The following is a 22,716-nucleotide window of genomic DNA, read 5'->3' on the forward strand; positions in this document are numbered from 1 at the left end:
CCCATCGCGGCCTTCGTGGCAGCGACCAGCCCACGGGCGGTCCGGCCGGGCACCTGAGCAAAGCGAAGGCTCCGGATGGTCAAGCCCGGCTATTTTGTCTCGCGATGCAAAGCGCGCCACTGGCGTGCGGCGGAAAATAGCCGGAGCGCGGCCATTGCCCGAAAGGTCCGTTTGTGGGCCGCCTGCCCTCTCAAGAAGGCCGAGGGCGGCCTCCCTTCTGGCAAAGGAGACCTGACAGGAGTGACGGCAGCGCTGGAACCGTTGTGGACCAGGCTTCTTTCCTTTCCATGGCCTCACGCAGCGAGGAAACGGCCGATGTCCTCAGGATGAAGCTGGTTCAGCAGAGCCGTCCTCAAGGCAACGGCGCCCAGATGCTGCAGGTCTTCGTTGAAATCCCCCAGCACTGGCGTCAGCGCGACCGCCTCGACCCCCTCAGCATTCGCTCTGGTAATCAGGGTGTCCCGGGCGCGGTCGCCGGCCGGATCTCGATCCCACAGAATGTAAAGGCGCTTCAGATCATCGGGGAACAGGATGGCACCGAGATGTCCCGCCGACAGTGCTGCCAACGACAGCAAGCGTGGCAGGACGGTGCGCACGGACAGCACCGTCTCTAATCCCTCGCCCGCTGCGAGCACGTCTTCCGCCTTGCCAAACCGCACGCCAGCCCCGAGCAGGTTCCCCATCGACTTCCTTGGCAGATTGACAGAAGCCTTGCCCGATCCGTCCGGAGCGAGCCAGGTGCGATGTGCGCCGGTCTGGCGGCCGGCAAGGTCGGTGACGGAGGCGATCATGGCCGGAAGACCCTTGGTCGGACCGGTCTCGTCCGGACGATAGTAGCAGTGGGGATGAAAGCGCAGGGCTCCGGTTTCGTTAAAAGCCGTAATGCCGCGATTGCGCAAATACATTTCTGCGATGGTTCCGGCAATCGGCTGCGCCATGGCAAAGAGACGCCGCGCGGCTTCGGGCGATCCAGACGGCGCAGGCTGCCCGTCTTGCATTCTCTCCGGAAGCTCCGGCTCCGACACGGGTCTTGGCAGGCTGAGAAATCGGCAAGCTTCTTTCACAACGTCCTTGAAATCGGTCAGACCGAGCGTCTCGCGGATCACGTCGAGCAGATCCCCATGTTCCCCTGTCGCCGCATCGCTCCATTTCCCGGCGCGGCCTCTCGCCGTCTGGTGCAAGCGGACGAACATCGAGCGGCCGGGCGCGCCCCGGACATCGCCGACACGCCAATAATTGCCCTGCTGGCAGCCAGCAGGAAGATAATGCCTGCACACCGCCTCGGCCTCGCGGCCAAGGCAGTGTGCCAGATCCGACGCATCTTGACGGGACATCAGCTGGTTTCCTGTGAGGACGGAGGCATGGTCCTCGCCGTGGTAGCGGGAGGCTGACTATTCATGGGTGAGCTCCTTTTAGCAAACGGAAATGGAAACGCCCGGCGATCACGCAGGATCGGCCGGGCGCTTGATTTTCCGAAGAGGTCTGGGTGGGAAAAAGCCAGCCCGAGGTGGCTATTCCGCAGCGATCACGACCGCCTCGTCTTCGACAGGCTCTGTGACCCTCTCACCGGGTCTTTCATCGGCAACAGGAGCTTCAGTTGCTTGATCGGCAGGCTCACCTGTCAGCCGAAGCGGCTCCGGCAACCAGCCGGAGCCGGTGAGCAAACGTTCTGCCTCGCGAGCCATGTCGTTCTTTTTCAGATGATCGATGCGTTGTACCCGGTCTTCACCGGCGCCCTCGCGAACGGCTTCCAGAATACGGACCTTGGTGACACGGCCGAGATAGTTTTCGACCGTCGGCTGCCAGCCGGCTTCCACCATGTCCAGCCCGGTTTCCCTTGCGAGACGGTTGGCTTCGGCAAGACGCTGCTCGATGCCATGTGCCGTGACTGTGCCGCCACCATATCGATCGGCCTTCTCGTAGAGGGCGTTGACCCCAAAGGCAGCGCAATGCGCGAAAAGTTTCGCCTGCTCGGCTCCGTCGAGCGAGATGAGCCAATCCCAGAGAGCGGCTTCGTCTGCCGGCAAGCGCGCCTCCCATTCCTTATGGCGTTCCTCGATGGCCTGCGCCCCAGGGCACTCGTTCATGCCGGGCGCTTGCTGGGAGAAGCCAGTGTTGCGCACAGTGACTTCCATGGCCGGGTTGGAGGAGATGTAGCGGGAGAAGACGTCCCGGCAGAACTTGTGCAACACGGCCAGGAAGGCAATGGACGGACTGTCGGCCAGCCTGTTGCGGAGCGCCAGCGTTCGCTCGGCGGTCAGCTCTGTCACCAGGCGGTCCGGCAGTGGCTTGATGCCATCGTCCACCTCATCCTCCGGCTGACCCACTTCGCCGCCGACGGAAATCACGGTGTGATGGGTAGCCGGGTTTGTTACGTTGCCGGCCTCATCCCTTTCCCCGGAACCCCCCCCCGCTTTCGCACTCCTCAGTGGCTTCATCCTCCGGGCGCACGAACCCGCGTTCAACGGCGAGCTGACCGTCATGGCGGATGCTGACGAAAACACCGGCACGGGCGATTTCGACTGCGTCGTATTGCAAGGGACGGTTTTCGAAGGCTTCCAGCGCTTCCTCGATTTCGCCGAGACGGACGTCCACCTCATCGGGCAGTTCGTCTGTCTCCGCGTGTTCCGCTTCCAACCGGTCCTGCTCGTCCCGCAGAGCCTGGCGTGTTGCCTGGTCCTCGTCTGTCAGATCCAGGGCCGTCCCCTGCAGACGGCGCAGACCTTGCGCGTGCCCATAGGGGAAATCGGCGGAAACCTCGATCCACTTCCATCCCTCTGCGGCAAGCGTCTCAGCCTCAGTCTTCAGTTTCTCCGCAACGAGGCGTTCCAGGAGCGGGACGTCCTCAACCCAGCCGCCCTGATCGTCTTCGAAGAGATCGCGCAGGACAGTGCCGCCAGCCGTCTCGTACGCCTCCAGACCGACGAAGCGTACCCTGCGGTCGGCGGCGCGGACCATATTCTCGGTCAGCATGCGGCGGATCTGGTAGGGTTCCTTCTGCCAGCTGTGCTGGAGCGCCTCCCAGACCTGTTCCTGGCGGCCATGGTCAGCAGACACCGTGAAGGCCATCAACTGCTCAAGCGTCATGTCGTCCTCGGTATAGACGTCGAGTAGAGACGGCGCGACCGACGTGAGCCGCAAGCGCTGCTTCACCACCTGAGCAGAGACAAAGAAAGCGGCTGCGATCTCCTCATCGCTCATGCCCTTTTCGCGCAAGGACAGGAACGCGCGGAACTGATCGAGCGGATGGAGCGGCGCACGCTCGATGTTCTCCGCCAGCGAGACTTCATCGATCAGGATGCCGTCATTGGCATCGGACACCACACAAGGCACCGGTGCGGACTTGTTGAGCCGCTTCTGCTTGACCAGAAGCTCCAGAGCCCGGAATCGCCGCCCGCCGGCCGGCACTTCGAACAGTCCGGTTTCCGCGCCCTCCCCATCAAGAACAGGCCGGACATGCAGGCTCTGAATCAGGCCGCGACGGACGATGGACTCGGCCAGTTCCTCGATCGACACGCCGACTTTGATGTGTCGCACGTTCGACTGGCTGAGCACCAGCTTGTTGAAGGGAATGTCCCTTGAGGATGCGAGAGTGATTTTCTGAGTGGCACTTGCCATGGTCTTTTCTCCGCGACGGCGCCGAGAGCCTCTCTCTCAACTCAAAAACCGTCACAAAGCAAAACGCCACCCTCTCACTCTGGGAGGGCAGCGCCGCAAAACCGGAGAACCGGAAAAGGATAGACGCGTAAAGCCGGGAATACGGAAAGCCGTATCTCCGGCTCGGCGGAAATCAGGCCTCCTGACCGGGCCGCTTCGCTGCTTGTCCCTCAATCTCAGTCCGTGCATGCTGGCGGGCACGCCCGGCACAGCCAGACCGGAAGAACACAATCAGAGTAGACCGCGCGTTCTCAGGCTGACCTCCTGGCCGATGCCGACGATGATGTGATCGTGCAGCGTCAGACCAAGGACCTTGCAGCCCGTCTGGATTTCCTTGGTCATCTTGATGTCGGCGCGTGAAGGTTCCGGGTCGCCGGACGGGTGGTTGTGTACAAGGATCAGGGCGGTCGCGTTGAGTTCAAGGCCCCGCTTCAGAACTTCGCGGGGATAGACCGGAACGTGATCGACGGTTCCGGTCGCAAGGCATTCATCCGAGATAAGCCGGTTCTTCTTGTCGAGATAAAGCACATGGAACCGCTCCACCTCGCCGCGGATGGTGAGAGCGCAATAATCGAGCACCGCCTGCCAGGACGACAGGACCGGGTTCCGGTTGAGGTGGCGCAGCAGGATCTGGCGCGCTTCGTAAATGACGCCCTGCTCCGCGGCCGAGAGCGGTACAGACTGGGGTTCCGGACCAAATGTCTTTTGATGTCGGGTCATGTCACGTCTCCCGACGGGTGGCCGGCACTCTGCCAATGCTCTCAACCCGTCACGAGGCACCGCGCCGCCCTCTTCCTCTGAGAGCGACGCAGACCCGTAAAGCAGGGCAGCCGGAATTCAGGCTTTCCGGTCATTCGTATCGACGGAATGACGATTGTACGCTTCATCGTTTCGGCGCCCGGCACAAAGGGTGCGCTCAGCCCCTCGGATGCTTCCGGCTCGCCGGGCCGCGTCCGCCCACGTTGAAACCGGCGTGTCCGTCTGAAACAGGATGTCGCGCTCGATGCCCATTCCAAACGGGAGGCGAATGGATGCGAGTTCTTCGAGTGAAAAGCTGCCCAATTCCGGATAGCCGAGATCGGCAAGGCCAAACAGAATGTCGACGTCCGGATCCAGCTCGGACGCGAGCCAGACGCCGGCACCGAAGGGATTGAAGAACTTGACGACCGGCAGATGGTCGACGTCGCGCTCACGGCCGTTGGCAAGCAGGCGTTCGCGCAGTTTAGGTGTCAGGAGGTTCATGCCGCCCTCCTGTCGCAAGTAGCGGTATCGGCGGCACCAGTCTCATCCGAAAGGAAGGACAGGATCCAGTCCGCCGCCTTGCTGGCTTGCGAGGCGGCACGGACGATGGCACGGGAATCCTCGCGCAGGACGTCGAGCCAAAAGCCGGTGTAATCTGCATGGCGCACGGTCGGGACGATGCCGAGCGACGCGCAGCAAAAAGCGGAAATCTGTTCGGCGATCAGTTCTTCAAAGGCGTATTTCTTCGAGCCGAAGGAGCCGGACAAATCCCGGTTGAGGCGACAGTGATGCCCGCTGGCGTGACCGATTTCGTGCAGGGCCGTTCTGTGCCAGTTGATCGGTTCAAAGTAGGCCTGCGGTGGCGGCACGACCACATAGTCGTCGGTCGGAACGTAGAACGCCTTGTCGCCGCCGATGCGGAAATCAATGCCGATCGCCCTGATGAGCGCCTCGACCTTCGGTTCGATCAGGCCGGGTGGCGGCGGCGGGATGGTGACGGCGATGTCGTCGGGCAGGCCCTCGCATTGCGCCGTGTTGAACACGGTGAACCGTTTGAGGAACGGGATGGCCTGCGCCTCCTCGCCGGTCTCGCGCGCACGCTTCTTCTCGTCCTCGGGAACGAAGTTGTCGGCATAGACGACGGTGGTGCCGCGTTCGCCCTTGCGTACGTTTCCGCCAAGGGAAAGAGCCTGCCGGAATGTGAGCCAGCCCTGACCGGGAAAGCCGTGCTGGACGAGGGCGCCCCAGAGAAGAAGGACGTTGATGCCGCTGTAGCTGCGGCCCGTGCTGGCATTCTTCGGCAAGCCGAGCGGGGCTTTCGCAGCGGACGTGCCCCAGGGCTGCACCCAGGGCACGCGGCCCTCTTCCAGCTCGGCGATGATCTTGTTGGTGATTTCGTTGTAAAGGTTCGCCCTCGCCGAGCCGGCGCGTCGGATGCGATCATATCTGGACATTGCAGTTCTCCGCGAAGGGCGCTGAAGACCTCTTCTCCAGCTTCCAACCCGTCAAGGCAAACCCAGTCCGCACTCTCACTCTCAGGGGGCGTTGCGGGGTCTCCCCGCAGAAGGGGTGGCCGGCAACACAGTGCCGACCAGGAGGAAGGCCTTCCCCCGCATAATCGTAAAGACGTAATGGCGGAACGCAGAATTTCAGAAAGCGAACACCATCTGTGCAGTTGGCTCGCGCAACCACGAAACGGGGCCGGAAACGGGCGGGCAAGGGTCGAAGCAGATCTTCTTTCTCTCACACAACGTCCAGCCAAGCTACGCGCTGCTCACGTCGCGACCCGGACCAACTGACGTTCAAAATAGCGCTTAAAATCCTGGTTCGCCTCAATTGCCAAGCTCGCAAAAGCCTCAGGCCTCTGCGTGATGCAGGATGCAGGATGCCAGATCCTGGTGACGTGGAACCATTTCTCCCTAGCACATTAGATGATGGTTTCGCATTGCTTGAGCGATGTGTCGATCACGCTACTCCGAAGAATGCCTGCTCGTGCGCTGGCGGTTTTAAGGCACCAACACGCATCCCTTCGACCTGAGTATTACCGTCCAAAGTAAAGTTATGACTTTCAAAAATTATCCATTTTATAAACTTCTGGCTTTATCATTTGAATTATTGTATCAAGCTGCAACTTGATAATTCTTCGCTTTGAACAAAGTCACAAGTTTATGAAAACCACGATTCGGAACAGAGCCCGAGACCGGCTCGACAGCAAACTGGCGTCGATCAAGCCAATCGATCGCTTCACCAGGCCACCAAAAGGGTGGGTCCGCGCCATTCGCGACGCGATCGGCATGACGGGCGCCCAGCTCGGGAAAAGGCTTGGCATGACCGCCCAGGGCATTGTCAGCCTCGAGCGCTCTGAGGCGGGTGGCACGATCCAGCTCAGCACGCTACGCCGCGCTGCTGAGGCGATGGATTGCGTGCTTGTCTATGCGCTCGTGCCCAGGACAAGCCTCACCGAGATGGTCGATCAAAGGGCGCGCGAAATTGCGTTGAAGGTGCTCGGCCGCGTCTCGCATTCCATGGCGCTCGAGGATCAGCAGGTCGATCGCGACCTGGAGAAGCGCATCCAGACCTATGTCGAGACGGCGTTGCGCGATCGCGATCTCTGGGAGACCACGTGAGCGACGTCTTTGCACAGCCCGACGATGCAACACCCCTTGATGCAGAAGAGCGAGAGGGACTGCTGCAGACATGGATCACGACTCGTGCCGACCTCAATGAAGCTGAGCAGGCGAATATCGATGATGCAGTCGCCTGGATTGATCGCCGCCGCAATGCGGATCTATTGACCGAAGGCTTTGTTTTCGAGCTGCACAAAAGGATGTTTGGGGATGTCTGGTTATGGGCTGGCTCGGTCCGGAGAACCGGAAAGAATATCGGCATCGACCCCCAGCATATCCATCTGCAACTCGGCGTCTTGCTGCGCGACGTCCAGTACTGGATTGAGCACGGCTCCTTCTCGCCCGATGAAATCGCGGTTCGACTTCATCACGGGCTCGTTGCCATTCACCCCTTTCCCAATGGAAATGGCCGTCACGCACGACTCATAGCGGATCTTCTCATCGCCCGGCTCGGGAGCGAGCCTTTCAGTTGGGGCGGTGGAACCCTGCGTGACATCGGAACTCTTCGCGCTGAATATATCGCCGCGCTGTGCGCTGCCGACAATCACGATTTCGCGCCGCTGCTGGCGTTCGCGAGAAGCTGATGATCGCCGTTTCGTTCCGGTTCGGCGATGCCAGCTTCCGACCGTTGCTGAGTTTCGTGCATGAGCATCGCATGGAGACCCACTCACCCAAACTGCACGGCGTGGCACAGGCTGTCGGCGAATTGACCGATCAGGGATCGCCGGCGTTCGAGGCAGCGATTCCGATCCTATCACAGCTTCTCAAAGCGGGAACGGCGGAACGAGAGGTTCGATCCGGAGCCTATCAGCTCAAGGTGGCCCGATTTCCAGCCTACCGCGACTTGAACGGCTTCAACTTCGCCAGCAGCGGAATCAACGAGGCGCTTGTGCGCCAACTCCACCGCTGCAGGCGAATTGGGGGCCGGAAGCGGACTGGCAGTTTACTGATATCAAATGCTGAAAGCTGTCGTTCGTACACCCAAGACGCAATGAAACTTTCTTACTTTAACTAATTATTCGCTCATTGAATCTCTGCTCAAAAGCGCTCATACGTTGCTTTTTTGGCCTGCAATCCAACTCGTATGAATCTCCGTTTAGAGGCTGTATGTAACGCATCGATTTAACACTAGAGGTTAGGAACCTCCAAGATTGCACGGGCGCAATCACATGGTACCACTAATCAGACAAAAACGCATATTTATGCATCTAGTTCAATTACGATACGCTGAATCAATGCCCGCAACTCTGGAGACGAGGCAACCAGCTGAACAAGCTCACTATTTGAGTCTACTTTTTCTGATTCGACTTCGCAAACGAAGGCTGCCATGTTCGAACGCAACGGTTCTCGAGGTACTACACGTCCTTCCGCGCGAGAGATCGAGTCTTGGCGCGTATTCAGTTGGTCAGCCAAATCGCATTGCGTAAGCCCCTTCAAGCTTCTCGCTCGCTTTAGTCTCCTAGCGAAATCATTCTTTGACCAATCGCTTGCTTGCATCATAAAAGCATATAATATGCATTGATCTAAATGGCGAGTAAAATATGTCACTCGATCCGACAATCCTATCATGCGAGCCCGAATTGCGGCCGCCCTATCACCCGGACCAGCAGGTCATGCCAGGATTAAAATATGGTCGCCCGGATGAACTCCTAAGTCCGGCGTACTGGTCGATGCGGTGCGCCACAGCGGACACTAGCGAAATCGACTTCGTGAACCGCCATGGTTCGCTTGCAGAGGAAATTGGTTTCTGCTTGCTCGGTGGATTTGGAGTGACTCTGGAGGTCGCAACCGCATTCTTTCTAAAATTAAAAGACAAGGGTGTTTTTGAACCTGGGCACCAAGTCTCGGAACACCACTTATTGCAACTTCTTGATTCGCCTGCTGTGGTTCACGGACGCCCTCAACGCTACAGGTTTCCCAACCAAAGGGCGCGTCGGATTGCAAAGGCAATGGTCGAGCTACCGCGGATAGAACTCGATTCGTCAGATGCTGTAGGATTTCGCGACAAGATTCAGGAGCTCGATGGAGTCGGCCCAAAAACCGCGAGCTGGATTACCCGGAATTGGCTGGATACAGACGAAGTTGCCATCCTAGACATTCATGTACTCCGAGCGGGCTGGTTTCTTGGAATTTTTTGTAATGATTGTCGCCTGCCAAATCACTACTTGGAATTGGAGCGTAAATTCCTTATCTTCGCGGATAACTTGCATGTTCGTGCTTCCGTTCTTGATAGCGTTATGTGGTTGGACATGCGTACCTTCGGATCGAGCTTAACTCGCGTAGCTTTTACCGACTGACTAAGTGTCATCTCGTTCCGGACAACCGAAATGGAGATGAAATTGGGGGGAAGTGGTTCAAGCGGCGGTTGGTCTCCGTTTTCGGGCTCAGGCAGCGGGAATGGTTCCGGCAAGGATCCTTGCGATCTCAGATTTCAGGTTGATTTGTTCGGTCCAAACGCAAGTGTTTTTAACACACTGACAGAAGGGGATCGATTGAGCGTGCAACTCCAGACGCAAGGACAATCAACGAGCGTGGTAGTGATTGATGCTTCGACTGGTCAGGTGGCTGGTACTATAACAGGATCAAGCCAGCTGGGTGTTCTTGTGAACTGCCTCCAGAACGGCGAAATTTATGAAGCCGAAATCTCAGCCATTAATGGCTCGCAGGTAACTGTTACTATTGAGCGTGTCTGATGATGTTGGTGGTAGGAGGCTACTATCGAGAGGTTTGCGTGTCGCCTGCGCGCGATGAGCAATTCGGCTCAGGTGGTCGTGCAGCGTTCGCTATCGCATCGACGGGGACAGATGTAGAGTGGCACTATTACTGCCCATCGGCAGACCAGGTTACAGCCAAATACGGCTTACCAAGTCCTCATCTGGTGCACTTTCCAACGACCTCAGATGCACTTATCACGTTCACATACTTCCATCCTTTGTCAAAGCCAGAGTTTGTTCCAGCGCATCCAACGCAGCATCCACCAATAAAAATCACTGGCGAAAACATTTTACGCTTCGGATTTATGGAAGGTGATGCGGTTGTCCGCGGGAACAAAGTAGTCTTTGATCCGCAAAATCCGAACGAACCAATTTCCTTTTGCCAAAATGGTTCATCAGCAAACCATCTAGCAATTGTATTGAACGCCCAAGAAGTAAAGCGTTTAGGCTGCGACGAAAGCGAAGCGTTGGCGGTCAAGAACATCCAATCTTCAGAGTCAGCATCAGTCATTTTGGTGAAATCAGGACCGCAGGGCTGCCGAGTATATATAGACGGGCAAGTGACAGCGACGGTACCACCTTATCGAACAGATCGCGTCTACAAGATCGGATCAGGTGATATTTTCAGCGCTGCTTTCGCGTATCATTGGGCTGAACGTAGTTTAGGACCCGCAGAGGCTGCTGATGCTGCATCACGTTGTGTCGCTCGATATTGTGACACCAGAAAACCATCAGTTCTTCTGGACGATCACACCGCGAGGTTGGATGCGGTCATTGTTAAGAATGAAGCCGCAAAAGTATATGTAGCAGGACCGTTCTTCACAATGGGTGAGCTTTGGCTTGTTCTAGAAGCCTGCCGATCACTAGACGAATTGGGCGTTCGCTTTTTCTCACCATATCATGAGGCGGGACTTTTAGGTGATTATGAAGACTCTGAAGCCCACCTAGAGAAGATATCGGAAGTTGTCCGGAAGGACCTGAGCGGACTAGCCGATTGCAGCGCTGTGTTCGCGGTCCTGGACGGATGTGATCCCGGTACTCTTTTTGAAATTGGGTGGGCGGTCAATCAGCGTATTCCAGTTGTCGCCTTCTCTCAAAATCCGAAGCCGGCGGATCTAACTATGATTCGAGGATCAACTGGCTGTTTCATAACAAACGACTTTGCCAGCGCCATTTATCGTGTTGCTTGGCAAGCTTGGTCGCAATGAGAGCGCTGCTCTTTTCGGGTGGGGTGGAGTCAACGTGCCTGGCGGTGTGGCTAAAACCTGAACTTCTTGTCACAGTTGATTATGGCCAAGCTCCAGCGAAAGGCGAACTTGCAGCTGCTATTCATTTAGCTTCTTTACTCAAGACCGAGCATAAATTCGTCCAAGCGCCAATGGCGCACCTGGGCTCAGGCGACCTAACTGGCAAACCGTCCATCAGCCAAAGAGAAAGCGTACCAGAGCACTGGCCATTCAGAAATCAAATGTTGATTACTCTGGCGGCGATGGCCCTAGCGGATCAGAGTTTAACAGAATTGATCATTGGGACGGTTCGAACTGATAATGTGCACAATGACGGAACCGAAGACTTTCTCGAAGCGATGAACAAAGTCCTGATTGCGCAGAACCCAAAACTTCGTCTGACTGCTCCCGCGGCGAAGATGTCGACAAAAGAACTTGTGATCGCCTCGGATATTAATCGAGATTTATTGGGATGGACTTTTTCGTGCCATCTTTCCTCAGTCGCGTGCGGCCAATGCAGAGGATGCAAGAAAACGATTAAACTCTTCACTGAACTGGAAACAATTGGGTTGAGACGGTAATCTCAGTATCAGATAAATCGGCCGAACCAGTTCAACTTTCTATGAATTCTTACCGTATTTGGATATTCAACTGCATCGCAACGAATGTCCGCGCTTAGTGTTATCGAAATGAGCGCCTTGTGACTGAAATGGTGACGCAACGCAGATCGGTGAGCATACCAAGAACAGTCCGTCAAGTATAGATCCAAAAGCTAATTGTCGGCTTTTGATTGCCGCATTGAGTAATACTGGCCCTGCTCATTGTCGTGTTCCAGGCTAGGCGGCAAAAATGGAAGCTTTTGAGCTACTCCCCATTCATTGGACAGGTTTTGGCGTAAATTAAGCTACTCTCTGCACCTGCTGATCGGGTTGGTGTTGTTCAATGCGCTGCCAATAGACCACGGCAGGCGGCTTGCCGCCAAGTGCTGAATGTGGGCGCTTCTGGTTATAGAAATCCACCCACTTTCGAACACCGGCCCTGGCCTGCGATCCAGTTTCCCAGGCGTGCAGGTAGACGCACTCGTATTTGAGCGTACGCCACAGCCGCTCGACGAAGATATTGTCGAGGAACCGTCCTTTGCCGTCCATCGAGATGCGCACGCCCATCCGCCGTAGCCGGTCCGTCCATGCAAACGAGGTGAACTGTGATCCCTGATCCGTATTCATGACTTCCGGCGCGCCGAATTTGTGGATCGCTTCATTCAACGCCTCGACGCAGAAGTCGGCTTCCAGGGTATTGGAGATGCGCCAGGCCAGCACCTTGCGGGTGAACCAGTCCATGATCGCGACCAGGTAGAGGAACCCGCGGCGCATCGGTAAATACGTGATGTCGGACGCCCAGACCTGGTTCGGCCGTTCCACCCGCAATCCCTTGAGCAGATATGGCCAGATCTTGTGTCCCTTGGCTGGCCTGCTTGTATTGGGCTTCTGGTAGATCGGCATCAGGCCCATGAGCCGCATCAGTCGCCGGACCCGCTTCTCGTTCACCGGATGACCTTCGTTCTTTAGGTGCCAGGTCATCTGCCGGACACCGAAGAACGGCGCCTCCAGGAACTGTTCATCGATCTGGCGCATCAGCGCGAGGTTCATCTCGCTCTCGCCCTTCGGCGTATAATAGAAAGACGAGCGCGAGATCGACAGCAGAGAACACTGCTTGCCGACCGATAAGTCTGGATGCCTCGGCTCGATCATGCCGCGCCTCACTTCATGCCCCAAGGTTTGAGCTTTCTGGACAAAAAATCGTTGGCAACCGCCAGCTCCCCGATTTTGGCATGGAGCTCCTTCACCTGGTCCTCGTCAATCTCGGGCTTTCGTTTGCCGCCACGTGCAAACACGTCCGAAGCTCCTTCCAGCAGGGCACGCTTCCATTGATGGATCATGGTCGGATGAACCCCGAACCGGCTCGCCAGCTCCGAGACCGTCTCCTCGCCCTTCAGGGCTTCCAGGGCGACCTTCGCCTTGAATTCCGGCGCGTGCCGCTTGCGTTTCGACATCTCTGATCTCCTAATTCTCGAAGACCAGCAGACAACAAATTGTAGCTTACGTCAGTGTCCGATTTCCGGGGAGTAGCTCATTTCGGTAAGGCCGCTATGAACGCTACCTCTCGGTTGTCAGCTCCAGGAAGTGCTATGCCAAATATCGATAAGGAAATTTGGCGTGTAATGTTACAATAATTGCCAACAAAATAGCACCGAGGACGGCCACTACCGTAAATCGCCCGCTTGCCAAAACTTCAAACTGATTGATACGGAAGTGAAGCTGTTCGGCGGGCTTCTCGGGTTTTGGAGGTTTTTCGATCATTTGTGTCTCCTTCACGAAGAAGAGACTACAGGTGAGCAACAGTGTTGCGCACGTCATTTACGGTGCAACGGTGGACTTAAATTGCCATTCTCATCAAACCACGACGCATATCGCTGAGACTCCCGATCGAATTCGCCTTCCGCGAACCAACGAGAGACGCTACTCGCCTCTAATCCGAGGAGACGTGCCAGCCGACGAATGCCGGGTTTTTCACCGCGAGCGAGCATCTGCCCAGCAATAATGAGCGCAGTTTTCTTTCGCTCATTTAACTCGCTGTTCCGATAATATCTCCCATGAATCCCGCCCAAGCGATTTTGGATTAGGACAATCAGGTCGCGAGGAATCTCTAATTGTTGAGTCCAACTCATTCCGTCGAGAGCGACTATGATTATCCAGTCAACAAGCGCAGGTGGCACCGCCTTTCCTCGTCCAACTAAGTGAGTCTCACCCTTAGCCGCCAGTTGTTTGGCGGCGACAAGCTTTTCCATGCATTGCAAAGCAACCTTGCTGATCGCTTCAGGGTCTGCATCGAGAATCCCAGCAATATCGGAGGGGTCAAACCCGTGCTTTTGCAGTTCCGGTTCAATTCGGAACAAAGTGTCGAGCCCATTTGAAGCAGAGATTTCGATTTCTGCGTCCGGATGGGCTCGACGTAGCGTCAGATAGGTCTCCATCGTTGGATCCTGTTTATATGCGAGTGTAGGCTCGTTAAATTCGCCGTCCTCATTCACTCCCCATTGTCGATACTCGTCTTCCATTCCTCCTCCCGTGTCTTTGCGTTATGTATTGCGGCTTCGAAACGTCCTTTTCGACAGGCGCCACCGTGGCAACGAAATGGCAGATGACCTAGTCACAGCCTAGTCAGCGTGTCGACTTCTAGCCCCAGACTTGTGCGCTTTCCGCCTGATAGAATTCGACTTCGAGCGGCCACTTCTCATTACGTAGGCTCGCTAACCAGCCGGCTCGTGCGATTATCTGCTCGTTCCAGATCTCTTGTGGATCGCCATAGATGCCAACGTATAGCTTCTTGAATCTGCCGCGCCCAATCCTGGTGAGAATGTGATCATCATTTGCCGCCAATGAATGTCCGAAAATGAACCAGCAGTGCTTTCCCTGAGTCACGTTGCTCGTGAGCTGCTTGAGGCCTTGGTACAGATACGCGATGTGTCGAATCTTGTCCTTTTTCTGTGTGCTGGTGCCTTCGGCGACAAACAGCGGAAACTTGTTTGCGGAAAGCGCAGCTCGGGCCTGCTCAATCAAAGGCACACCCTTCCTGATCCAAGTGTACTTGAGCAGGTCCTTACCGGAATCGAACAAATGCAGTGCACCGTGTAGAAACATGACGTTGGCGCTATGGGCGTTTGTCTCCCCCTGCCACACGACATAGTCCGCGTCAGGTTCATCCTCATCGTTGCCGAAGCCATCGCTCCGAGCGAGGCTTATCGCTTCACCTAATGGCGAATCTTCATGCATGAGCGTCCAGTAGAGAAGGAGATCATAATTCAACGTAAAAACACAGCCTGCTTTCTCACCGACAAGGAAGTGAGACAAAAACCGGCGGCACGCCCAGAACTTTTCATCGGGAATATCCGACGGTAAATGCGGATGGTTGCCGGCGATGGTCTGAACTAAGATCTCTTTCAACATCTCGGCATGTTCAAGCATCTTGGCTGGCGCAGCCCCGTCATCGGCAACATAAGTAGGGAGGACAATAGCCGCACTTTCCAGCGTGCGGATAACCGCTTCGAAGTCCTTGGTGCCAAGCGCAGCAAAAACGGCCTCGATTTCGGGTGCTCTGGAGAAGTCGGCCTGATCGTAGAGCGAACCATAGTGAAAGATTTCCGACCGGCAGGCGATGCTGAAGCCATTGCCCAATAGTAGGTGCCGTTTCGAAAATTGTGCCGAATCCGCGATTGCCTGTTCAAAAGTCAACACTTCGAAATACCCCCTTCGATAGGGACGTTCCCTGCTACATGCACGCACAAAACCGACGACAGCTATTGGGATAGCGTATCATGGACCGGAATGGCGGCAATGAGGGCGCAAAGCGGACACTGCATTTTTGGGCAGTTCAGATCAGTTCGCCAATAGTGGTTCTTGATGCCACGACATTTCCACATATCCGCTAACTCGAAATATTACGTAAGAGCACCCTCTTGTCAAAACCGTTTCAAAAACCGTTTCAATTGCAAATTTTGAAACGGTGAAATTAAGCTAAGTCATTGAGAAGTATGGCGCACCGGGGAGGATTCGAACCCCCGACCCCCAGATTCGTAGTCTGGTGCTCTATCCAGCTGAGCTACCGGTGCTTATAGAGCGAAGATCATATCATCGGCCAGACTGGCATTTTCAGATGATCGTCTTGCGGTGTTCAGGGCCGCTTTGTGTGCCCCGGACAGGGCGCTTACCTACTGCGGACAGGCGGGGAATGCAAGGAACTTTTTGAACTTTTTTTCAAGGAATTGTCACATCCCAAGCAAAGCCCTTGATTTCCTTCGATCCACCGCTTGAAGCCAAGGATTGTACACAGCCTGCGCCTCAGATTGCACGATCAGGCACTTCGAGACAGAAACAGGTGCCGGGCCTTGTGTCATCCAGTTTGATCTTGCCGCCATGCGCCTTCAGGAGCTCCGCGACGATAGCCAGGCCAAGCCCGATGCCACCCTGCTTGGACCCGGAGTGAAATGCCTTGAAGAGCGCCGATTTGATGTTGTCCGGGATGCCGGGGCCGGTGTCGGATACGGTCACATGAACGCATGTTCCCCTGCGCTCGGCTTCCAGCGTGATCCGCCGCACCAGCGTTTCGTCTTTTTCGGTTTCCAGGGCTTGAACTGCATTGCGAACAAGGTTGAGAAGAACACGGAAAATCTGCTCAGGATCCGCGTCGATCTCGATTTCGACCGGCACCTTGTTTTCAAAGGCCACGTTCTCATGATCCACCAGGCCAAGCACGTCGGCGACATCGTCCCCTACCCGCTGCAACGCAAGGAGCCTGCGTTGCGGAGCGCTTTCCTGGGCCTTGCCGTAAGACATGACGGCCTGCGTGTAACCGACGGCGCGGTCAAGCGTTGCCAGGATCTTGGGCGCAAGTCGGCTGACCGTCGGGTCAGGTACATGTTCCAGGCGTTCCAGGAACAATTGCGCGGAGGCCAGAAGGTTTCTCAGGTCGTGATTGATCTTGGAAACCGCGAGACCAAGATCGGCAAGACGCTGTTTTTGGTGCAACGCCCTTGAAAGGGCCTCTTCCATGGCGGCAAGGCGGATTTCCGCGTCCCCAAGTTCGTCGCGACGGCCTGAAATGCGCATGATGCGCGAACTGTCTTCAGGACTTTCAGCAAAGCGTTCCATGGACCGCGTCAGCCGGCGCAGCGGCCTGATGAAGAGTGCACGCAGCGTGATGTAGACAAGGCTTGCCGTGATAACCGAGATCACCAGGGACAACGCCAAAATGCGCCCGGAAAAGGCCAGCATGTCCTGTTGAAGAAGCGCAATCGGCAGCACGACGTCGACACGCTCGGTGTGCCCCATCTGCCCGGCGCCAATCACCCGCATGACACCGTTGCCACGATAGAAGAGCACCTCGAAACTGCCCACAATGGATGCCCAGGGGGTCACGTTGGCCATATCGATGACAACATCGACGTCACCGGGCACGTCGCTCATGGCAATCAGGCTGCGGCGCGTTCCCTGGTCAAGTGAGATCGCAACGGCGCCCGTGGTGCGCAAGAGCTCTTCCTGGAGCCGCGGCGCGATTGTGTTGGTCTCTGCCAGAACGGAGGCGGCCACGCCCGCGGTCGTCAAGCGATCCATCAGCCAGGTGTTGCGGAAGTTTGCTATCGACGGAACATAGATGAATACCTCGGCAAGCATGACGAACAGAACCGTCATCATCAACAGCTTGCCCGAAAGGCCACCGAACAGATAGCGACCGACAAGATCGCTCTGGCCGGAGGAGCCGGCTTCATCTTTGGATGGGACAACCGACCCTTGCGGTGCGCCCTCATGCTTCATGTCTGATCTTCCCAAACTCGTCGGCCAATACGCGGCCCTTGCAGCAATCGACTATCCAAATTTGCGTAGCAAACCGATTGCGCGGCGCACCCAAACATTTTTCGGTGCATCCGCATAGTAGGAAATTGCGGCGCGGCGCACCAGCTCTCCCAGGGTCGGATAAGGCGAGATAAACCCGGCAAGATCTTTCATCGCCATCTTTTTTGACACAGCCAGCGAAAGGAGGTTGACGATTTCCCCGGCCTGAGCACCGACGATATCGGCACCCAGCAGCCGCCCGCCGGGTCCGGCAATCAGCTTGAGCTTTCCGATCGTCTCCCCTTCGGCAAGAGCCCGGTCATTGCGGTCATATTCCGCCGTGAGCACTTTGATCTTGTCGCCATGCTTCTTGCGCGCGTCAGCTTCGCTGAGGCCGACATGACCAAGTTCCGGAGAGGTGTAGGTCACCCATGGAACAACATCATCGTTCATGGCAATCGGCAACCTGAAGAGGATAGACCGAATGACAAGACCGGCCTGAAATCCCGCCACATGGGTGAATTGCAGTCCACCGGCAACATCACCGATTGCATAGACCTTGCGGTTGGTCGTGCGCAGTCCCTTGTCAACCTTGATGCCGCGCCGGTCAAAGTCGATACCTGCCTGCTCCAGTCCAAGATTGTCGACATTCGGACGGCGACCAGCGGCAACCAGCAAGTGGCTAGCCGAAACCTCGATCTCCTCGCCCGATTTGGTCTTGCCTTTCACCGTCACACCAGCGTCCGTCTTGGAAACTGCTTCAACGCCGGTTTCCTCCAGGATTTCGACACCGTCGCTTTTCAGCTGCGCCAGCACGACCCCGGCAAGTTCCGCATCATCCTTGCCAAGAGCTTTTGCGGCCTCAAAGACAGTCACCTTAGCGCCCAGCCGCCTGTGCGCCTGGGCCATTTCCAACCCGATCGGGCCACCGCCGATAATGACGAGGTGATCCGGCTTTTCGCGCAACTCGAAAAGCGTCTCATTGGTCAGGTAGGGAACGCCGTCCAGGCCAGGGATCGGAGGAACAAGCGCGCTTGAGCCGGTTGCCACCACAAAACGGCGTGCCCTGATTTCCGTCTCACCTGAAACAACTGTGTCGGGCGCAGTAAATCTTGCCTCGTCGCGCAGAACCGTCACACCCAGGCCCTCGAACCTTTCTTGCGAATCGTGAGGCTCGATTGCGGCGATGACATTGCGGACATGATCGTTTGCCTCGGCAAACTCTATGGTCGGTGGTGTGCCTGCATGCACGCCGAATTTTTCGCCCTTGACGTTTGCCTGCGCCGCCTTGCCGGCGGCAATCAGCGCCTTTGACGGTACGCAGCCATAGTTCAGGCAATCACCGCCCATCAGGCCCTTTTCGATGAGAACAACGTCGACCCCGAATGCAGCTGCAGCGGCCGCAACCGACAGGCCACCGGAACCGGCACCGATCACACAAATATCCGGGGTCAGCACATTTGCCATATCAGTATCCATTTAATTGAGTTTTTATTGCCCTGGCTAGGGTGGGAGAGATCAAGCCGTGTACTTGGTGCTCGGCACGATCTGGTCGGCATGCCCGAAAGGCCTGGCTCGGTTTTTCATCCGGGATCCGCTTTCTCACCGCCCGCGCAATTTCTTCATGACGACGGGAATGAGGCTGGCCAGTCCGAGGGCGAAAAAGGCGGCAAGCAACTGCGGCGTCACGAGTGCGGAAATATCGACCTGGCATGTGCCGGCAGCTGCACAGCCGGGATCTGCAGCCTCCTGGGCTTCGATGACACTGTCGAGCCCGGACCCGATAAAGGCAAAGGCAAAAGTGCCCGGAACGATGCCGATAAAGGTCGCCAGCGCGTAAGACGGCAAAGCCATCTGAAAGATCGCCGGCGCAATATTGACAAGCCAGAAGGGGAAAAGGGGTGTCAGCCGCAGGAACAGGAGATAGTTGAAGGCGTCCTTGCGAAACCCTTCGGCAAGTTTCGACAAGAACGGCCCTGCACGTTTGGTCAGAACCTCGCCGATCGATGAACGGGCCACGAGAAACAGCGCGCAGGCACCGATCGTGGCGCCAAAGACCGTTGCAAAGCCACCGACTATCCAGCCGAACAGAAAGCCACCGGCAATCGTCAGGAGCGATGCACCGGGAAAGGAAAGTGCAACAGCAATGGTGTAGATCGCGACATAGGCGAGAATCGCCAGAACGATGTTCTGGTCGACGAAGGCCGCAAGTTCCTGTCGCTCCATGATCAGGTTGGACAAGGTCAACTGCTTGTGCAGCCCTTGCGAAAATGCCAGCACCATCAGTCCAACGAGCACGGCAACCGGAAGCCATCTCTTGACGGACGCGAACACAGAACGATCCGCCGTTGAAACGACTGGCGGGTCCTGGTCCTTTTCTGCTGTCATGGTTTTGGCCTCGTCCCCCGACATACCTGTTCCTGCTTTATCTTTTTTGCTGGGCGCTTGCCCGTGACTTGTTACAAATATGCAGATGTACCTTAAATCTTCTAAAAAGAAGCGTGGATCACCGATAAGTGACGCTTTCCCGCCTTCGGTTCACCTGTACGTGATCGGGTGAATTTCTTCAGAATTTTGACACGCAAAGTTGACTTGCGGCTGCATGGACCGTATAAGCGCGCTCGATCGGGACATGCATTCGGACCCAAGGCTTATAGAGCCGCGCTCTTCAAGCGCTTCGAGTGCTTCCTCCATAGAATTTATAAATGAACAAGGGCCGCGCAGTAAGCAGCGCGGGGAAGAACAATGAAGCGTACGTATCAACCGAGCCGTCTTGTCCGCAAGCGCCGCCACGGCTTCCGCGCACGTATGGCCACCAAAAACGGTCGTCAGGTGCTTGCTCGCCGCCGCGCAAAGGGCCGCAAGAGCCTTAGCGCTTAATCGGCGCCCTGCCCGCAGCGCGCCGGGTTGGCGGCGTCTGCCAACACCAATCCGCGGCTATGGACACACTTAAAAAGCGCTCCGAATTCCTGGCGGTCGCCAAAGGCGGCCGGCTGGGTCGGCGCGCTTTTGTCGTTCAGGGGCTGGAGCGAAAGAGCAATGATGCACCGCGTGTGGGCTACACGGTCACGAAGAAGACCGGTAATTCCGTCGCACGCAGCCGGATCAAAAGGCGCCTCAGGGCGGCCATTGCCGAGCTCGACACCAAAGAAATTCCGCAAAACGCCGATTTTGTGCTGGTTGCACGCTCAAGTGCGCTCACTCTTCCCTTTCAAAATCTCGTTGCAGACCTTAAATCTGGCCTAGGCCAAGTCTTGGATCCGGGGACGCCACGCGGACGGGGAAAGCCGCGCCGGGGACCAAAGCAAGCGCAAACGACATCGCGCAGGAAACAGGGGTAACTCCAGTTGACGTCAGATAACCGAAATACGATTCTCGCGGTCGTTCTGTCCCTGATTGTTCTGATTGGCTGGCAGATGTTCATCGCCGTGCCTTATCAAGAACGCCAACAGGCAGACCTTGAGGCCCAGCAGCGCGCGCAAGGCACAAGCCAGACGACAGCGACCGGAGTCAATCCGGATGCACCGCAACCGTCAACGGCCACCCCAGGCGCCGGAACCACTGCGCCGGGTCAAACAGCGGGCGGGCAGGTCAATTTCGCCAATCGCGACCAGGCCCTTGCCGCTTCCCAGCGCGTGGTCATCGACACGCCCCGCCTTGAAGGATCGATCAGTCTGACCGGCGGCCGGCTGGATGACCTGCGTTTGAAGGACTATCACGAGACAGTCGACAAGAGCAGCCCAACCATTGTGCTGTTTTCGCCCAAGGGCAGCCCCACGCCTTATTACACCGACTACGGCTGGGTCGCCGATCCGGGTGCCGAGGTCACACTCCCGGGACCTGACACGCTCTGGTCCGTTGAAGGCTCTGCATCCCTCACGCCAACCACGCCTCTTACGCTGTCCTGGGACAATGGCGAAGGCCTGACCTTCAAGCGGACCTATTCGGTCGACGAGAACTACATGTTCACCGTCGATCAATCCGTTGAGAACGCCTCGTCAAACGAGGTCACGCTCTATCCGTATGGATTGATTGCCCGCAACGGCATTCCGGAAACCAGCGGCATCTGGATCCTGCATGAGGGGCTTCTCGGGGTCTTCGGTGAAGAAGGCCTTCAGGAAGTCGATTATTCCGACCTTGAAGACGAAGGCTCTGTCCGCCCGGCCAAAGTCGACCAGGGTTGGCTCGGCATCACCGACAAATACTGGGCCGCAACACTGATTCCCGTTCCGGGTCAGGAATTCCAACCCGGCTTCAGCCATTCGGCAGCGACCGGAAATTTCCAGGCCGACTATCTCGGCAATGGCGTGGTTGTTGCCGCAGGTGGCAGCGGAGAAACCAGCTCCTATCTCTTTGCAGGTGCCAAGGAGACCAAGCTCCTGGATGCTTACGAGGAAGCCCTCAGCATCAAGCAGTTCGAACTTCTGATCGACTGGGGCTGGTTCTACTTTCTGACCAAGCCGATGTTCTTTGCCATCGACTACTTCTTCCACCTGATCGGCAACTTCGGTGTGGCCATTCTCGTGGTGACGGTGTTGATCAAACTGGTCTTCTTCCCGCTCGCCAACAAGTCCTACGTGTCGATGAGCAAGATGAAACTTGTTCAGCCGCAGATGACCGAAATACGCGAAAAATACGCGGACGACCGTCAAAAGCAGCAGCAGGCATTAATGGAGCTCTACAAGCAGGAAAAGATCAACCCGTTGGCAGGCTGTCTGCCGATCCTGATTCAGATCCCCGTCTTCTTTGCGCTCTACAAGGTCCTGTTCGTCACGATCGAAATGCGCCATGCGCCCTTCTTCGGCTGGATCCAGGATCTTTCGGCGCCAGATCCGACCTCACTTTTCAATCTCTTCGGACTGATCCCCTGGGACCCACCGCAACTGCTTATGCTCGGCGTGTGGCCGCTGATCATGGGCATCACCATGTTCGTCCAGATGAAAATGAACCCGGCTCCGCCCGATCCCACTCAGCAGATGATCTTCACCTGGATGCCTGTCGTGTTCACTTTCATGCTGGCATCTTTCCCAGCCGGACTGGTGATCTACTGGGCCTGGAACAACTCGCTCTCGATTGCCCAGCAATATGTGATCATGCGCCGGCAAGGTGCCAAAGTTGAGCTTTGGGACAATCTCGGCGCCATGTTCAAGAAAAAGAAACCGGCCGCAAACGACAAGAGCTAGAGGGGCTGACAAGTCCTGGTTGAACTGCTAAACACCAAGGCCTCGCCAACTGGCGGGGCCTTTTTTGTTCTTAGAGGAGTGCATCGACCAATGATCCGATGAAGCAAGACCTGACCAACAAGGCGAAGTCGCCGGCCGGCAGGTCGTCCGCGCAATCAGCGCAGTTCTCTCTTCCCTTG

At 56.7% G+C, this 22,716-nt stretch carries 20 protein-coding genes, 1 tRNA gene and 2 pseudogenes; 10 read left to right on the forward strand and 13 right to left on the reverse strand.

The window, feature by feature from the left end; all coding sequences use genetic code 11:
* Positions 1-293: 293 nt before the first annotated feature.
* The 5 genes and pseudogenes from FIV00_RS26010 to FIV00_RS26030 all read right to left on the reverse strand — a co-directional run bounded on the left by FIV00_RS26010 (position 294) and on the right by FIV00_RS26030 (position 5,852).
* Positions 294-1,334, reverse strand: a complete 1,041-nt coding sequence (locus FIV00_RS26010; RefSeq protein WP_173006165.1) for a toprim domain-containing protein — start codon at positions 1,332-1,334, stop codon at positions 294-296.
* A 177-nt stretch (positions 1,335-1,511) separates the two neighbouring features.
* A pseudogene (locus tag FIV00_RS26015) lies at positions 1,512-3,618 on the reverse strand (ParB/RepB/Spo0J family partition protein).
* A 270-nt stretch (positions 3,619-3,888) separates the two neighbouring features.
* Positions 3,889-4,377, reverse strand: coding sequence for a RadC family protein (locus FIV00_RS26020; protein ID WP_152503438.1), 489 nt, complete (start codon positions 4,375-4,377; stop codon positions 3,889-3,891).
* Positions 4,378-4,494: 117 nt separating this feature from the next.
* Positions 4,495-4,899: a DUF2958 domain-containing protein gene (locus FIV00_RS26025; RefSeq protein WP_152503439.1), complete on the reverse strand. Its 405-nt coding sequence runs from the start codon at positions 4,897-4,899 to the stop codon at positions 4,495-4,497.
* A complete protein-coding gene (locus FIV00_RS26030) occupies positions 4,896-5,852 on the reverse strand; it encodes an ArdC family protein (protein WP_152503440.1) in 957 nt (318 codons plus the stop codon). Before FIV00_RS26030 ends, FIV00_RS26025 begins: the two co-directional genes overlap by 4 nt.
* A gap of 714 nt (positions 5,853-6,566) precedes the next feature.
* Here FIV00_RS26030 and FIV00_RS26035 point away from each other — a divergent pair.
* The 7 genes and pseudogenes from FIV00_RS26035 to FIV00_RS26065 all read left to right on the forward strand — a co-directional run bounded on the left by FIV00_RS26035 (position 6,567) and on the right by FIV00_RS26065 (position 11,546).
* The gene (locus FIV00_RS26035) at positions 6,567-7,025 is read left to right on the forward strand and encodes a mobile mystery protein A (protein ID WP_152503441.1); all 459 of its coding nucleotides are present in this window, start codon (positions 6,567-6,569) and stop codon (positions 7,023-7,025) included.
* Positions 7,022-7,609, forward strand: a complete 588-nt coding sequence (locus FIV00_RS26040; protein ID WP_152503442.1) for a mobile mystery protein B — start codon at positions 7,022-7,024, stop codon at positions 7,607-7,609. The genes FIV00_RS26035 and FIV00_RS26040 overlap by 4 nt, the downstream gene beginning before the upstream one ends.
* A gap of 71 nt (positions 7,610-7,680) precedes the next feature.
* Positions 7,681-7,935, forward strand: a pseudogene (locus FIV00_RS26045) (ATP-binding protein); the annotation flags it as partial.
* Positions 7,936-8,566: 631 nt separating this feature from the next.
* Positions 8,567-9,322: a hypothetical protein gene (locus FIV00_RS26050; protein ID WP_152503443.1), complete on the forward strand. Its 756-nt coding sequence runs from the start codon at positions 8,567-8,569 to the stop codon at positions 9,320-9,322.
* A gap of 30 nt (positions 9,323-9,352) precedes the next feature.
* Entirely contained in the window at positions 9,353-9,718 is a 366-nt protein-coding gene (locus FIV00_RS26055; RefSeq protein ID WP_152503444.1) for a hypothetical protein, read from the forward strand.
* Positions 9,718-10,947 (forward strand): PfkB family carbohydrate kinase, encoded by a 1,230-nt coding sequence (locus FIV00_RS26060; protein WP_152503445.1) that lies wholly within the window; start codon positions 9,718-9,720, stop codon positions 10,945-10,947. The genes FIV00_RS26055 and FIV00_RS26060 overlap by 1 nt, the downstream gene beginning before the upstream one ends.
* Positions 10,944-11,546 carry a 7-cyano-7-deazaguanine synthase gene (locus FIV00_RS26065; protein ID WP_152503446.1) on the forward strand — a complete coding sequence of 201 codons (603 nt, stop codon included), beginning with the start codon at positions 10,944-10,946 and terminating at the stop codon, positions 11,544-11,546. The genes FIV00_RS26060 and FIV00_RS26065 overlap by 4 nt, the downstream gene beginning before the upstream one ends.
* Before the next feature lie 318 nt (positions 11,547-11,864).
* Here the strand turns inward: FIV00_RS26065 and FIV00_RS26070 are convergent.
* The 8 genes from FIV00_RS26070 to FIV00_RS26100 form a co-directional block, all read right to left on the reverse strand.
* Positions 11,865-13,018 (reverse strand): IS3 family transposase gene (locus FIV00_RS26070; protein ID WP_371419551.1). Its coding sequence is split into 2 segments (ribosomal slippage): positions 11,865-12,772 and positions 12,772-13,018, totalling 1,155 coding nucleotides; the frame shifts between segments, so codons are not numbered across the junction.
* Between the two features lie 133 nt (positions 13,019-13,151).
* Entirely contained in the window at positions 13,152-13,325 is a 174-nt protein-coding gene (locus tag FIV00_RS29980) for a hypothetical protein (RefSeq protein ID WP_173006166.1), read from the reverse strand.
* Positions 13,326-13,378: 53 nt separating this feature from the next.
* Entirely contained in the window at positions 13,379-14,083 is a 705-nt protein-coding gene (locus FIV00_RS26075) for a hypothetical protein (protein ID WP_152503447.1), read from the reverse strand.
* 118 nt (positions 14,084-14,201) lie between these two features.
* Positions 14,202-15,260 (reverse strand): DUF4917 family protein, encoded by a 1,059-nt coding sequence (locus FIV00_RS26080; protein ID WP_209006712.1) that lies wholly within the window; start codon positions 15,258-15,260, stop codon positions 14,202-14,204.
* Between the two features lie 297 nt (positions 15,261-15,557).
* Positions 15,558-15,634, reverse strand: a tRNA-Arg gene (locus FIV00_RS26085).
* A gap of 229 nt (positions 15,635-15,863) precedes the next feature.
* Positions 15,864-17,336 (reverse strand): sensor histidine kinase, encoded by a 1,473-nt coding sequence (locus tag FIV00_RS26090; RefSeq protein ID WP_152503448.1) that lies wholly within the window; start codon positions 17,334-17,336, stop codon positions 15,864-15,866.
* 51 nt (positions 17,337-17,387) lie between these two features.
* Complete coding sequence (locus FIV00_RS26095) at positions 17,388-18,821, reverse strand: NAD(P)/FAD-dependent oxidoreductase (protein WP_152503449.1); 1,434 nt, start codon at positions 18,819-18,821, stop codon at positions 17,388-17,390.
* A gap of 135 nt (positions 18,822-18,956) precedes the next feature.
* Positions 18,957-19,766: a TVP38/TMEM64 family protein gene (locus tag FIV00_RS26100; protein ID WP_152503450.1), complete on the reverse strand. Its 810-nt coding sequence runs from the start codon at positions 19,764-19,766 to the stop codon at positions 18,957-18,959.
* Between the two features lie 333 nt (positions 19,767-20,099).
* Here FIV00_RS26100 and rpmH point away from each other — a divergent pair, with 333 nt between their 5' ends.
* Genes rpmH through yidC form a run of 3 tightly spaced genes read left to right on the forward strand, consistent with a single transcriptional unit; the run spans position 20,100 to position 22,537 of the window.
* Positions 20,100-20,234 carry a 50S ribosomal protein L34 gene (rpmH, locus tag FIV00_RS26105; protein ID WP_006934271.1) on the forward strand — a complete coding sequence of 45 codons (135 nt, stop codon included), beginning with the start codon at positions 20,100-20,102 and terminating at the stop codon, positions 20,232-20,234.
* Positions 20,235-20,293: 59 nt separating this feature from the next.
* The gene (gene rnpA / locus FIV00_RS26110) at positions 20,294-20,695 is read left to right on the forward strand and encodes a ribonuclease P protein component (RefSeq protein WP_152503451.1); all 402 of its coding nucleotides are present in this window, start codon (positions 20,294-20,296) and stop codon (positions 20,693-20,695) included.
* A 6-nt stretch (positions 20,696-20,701) separates the two neighbouring features.
* Positions 20,702-22,537: a membrane protein insertase YidC gene (yidC, locus tag FIV00_RS26115; RefSeq protein WP_152503452.1), complete on the forward strand. Its 1,836-nt coding sequence runs from the start codon at positions 20,702-20,704 to the stop codon at positions 22,535-22,537.
* Positions 22,538-22,716: the final 179 nt, after the last annotated feature.

It is taken from the genome of Labrenzia sp. THAF82 (assembly GCF_009363435.1).
In the GTDB taxonomy this organism is placed as follows: Bacteria; Pseudomonadota; Alphaproteobacteria; order Rhizobiales; family Stappiaceae; genus Roseibium; species Roseibium porphyridii.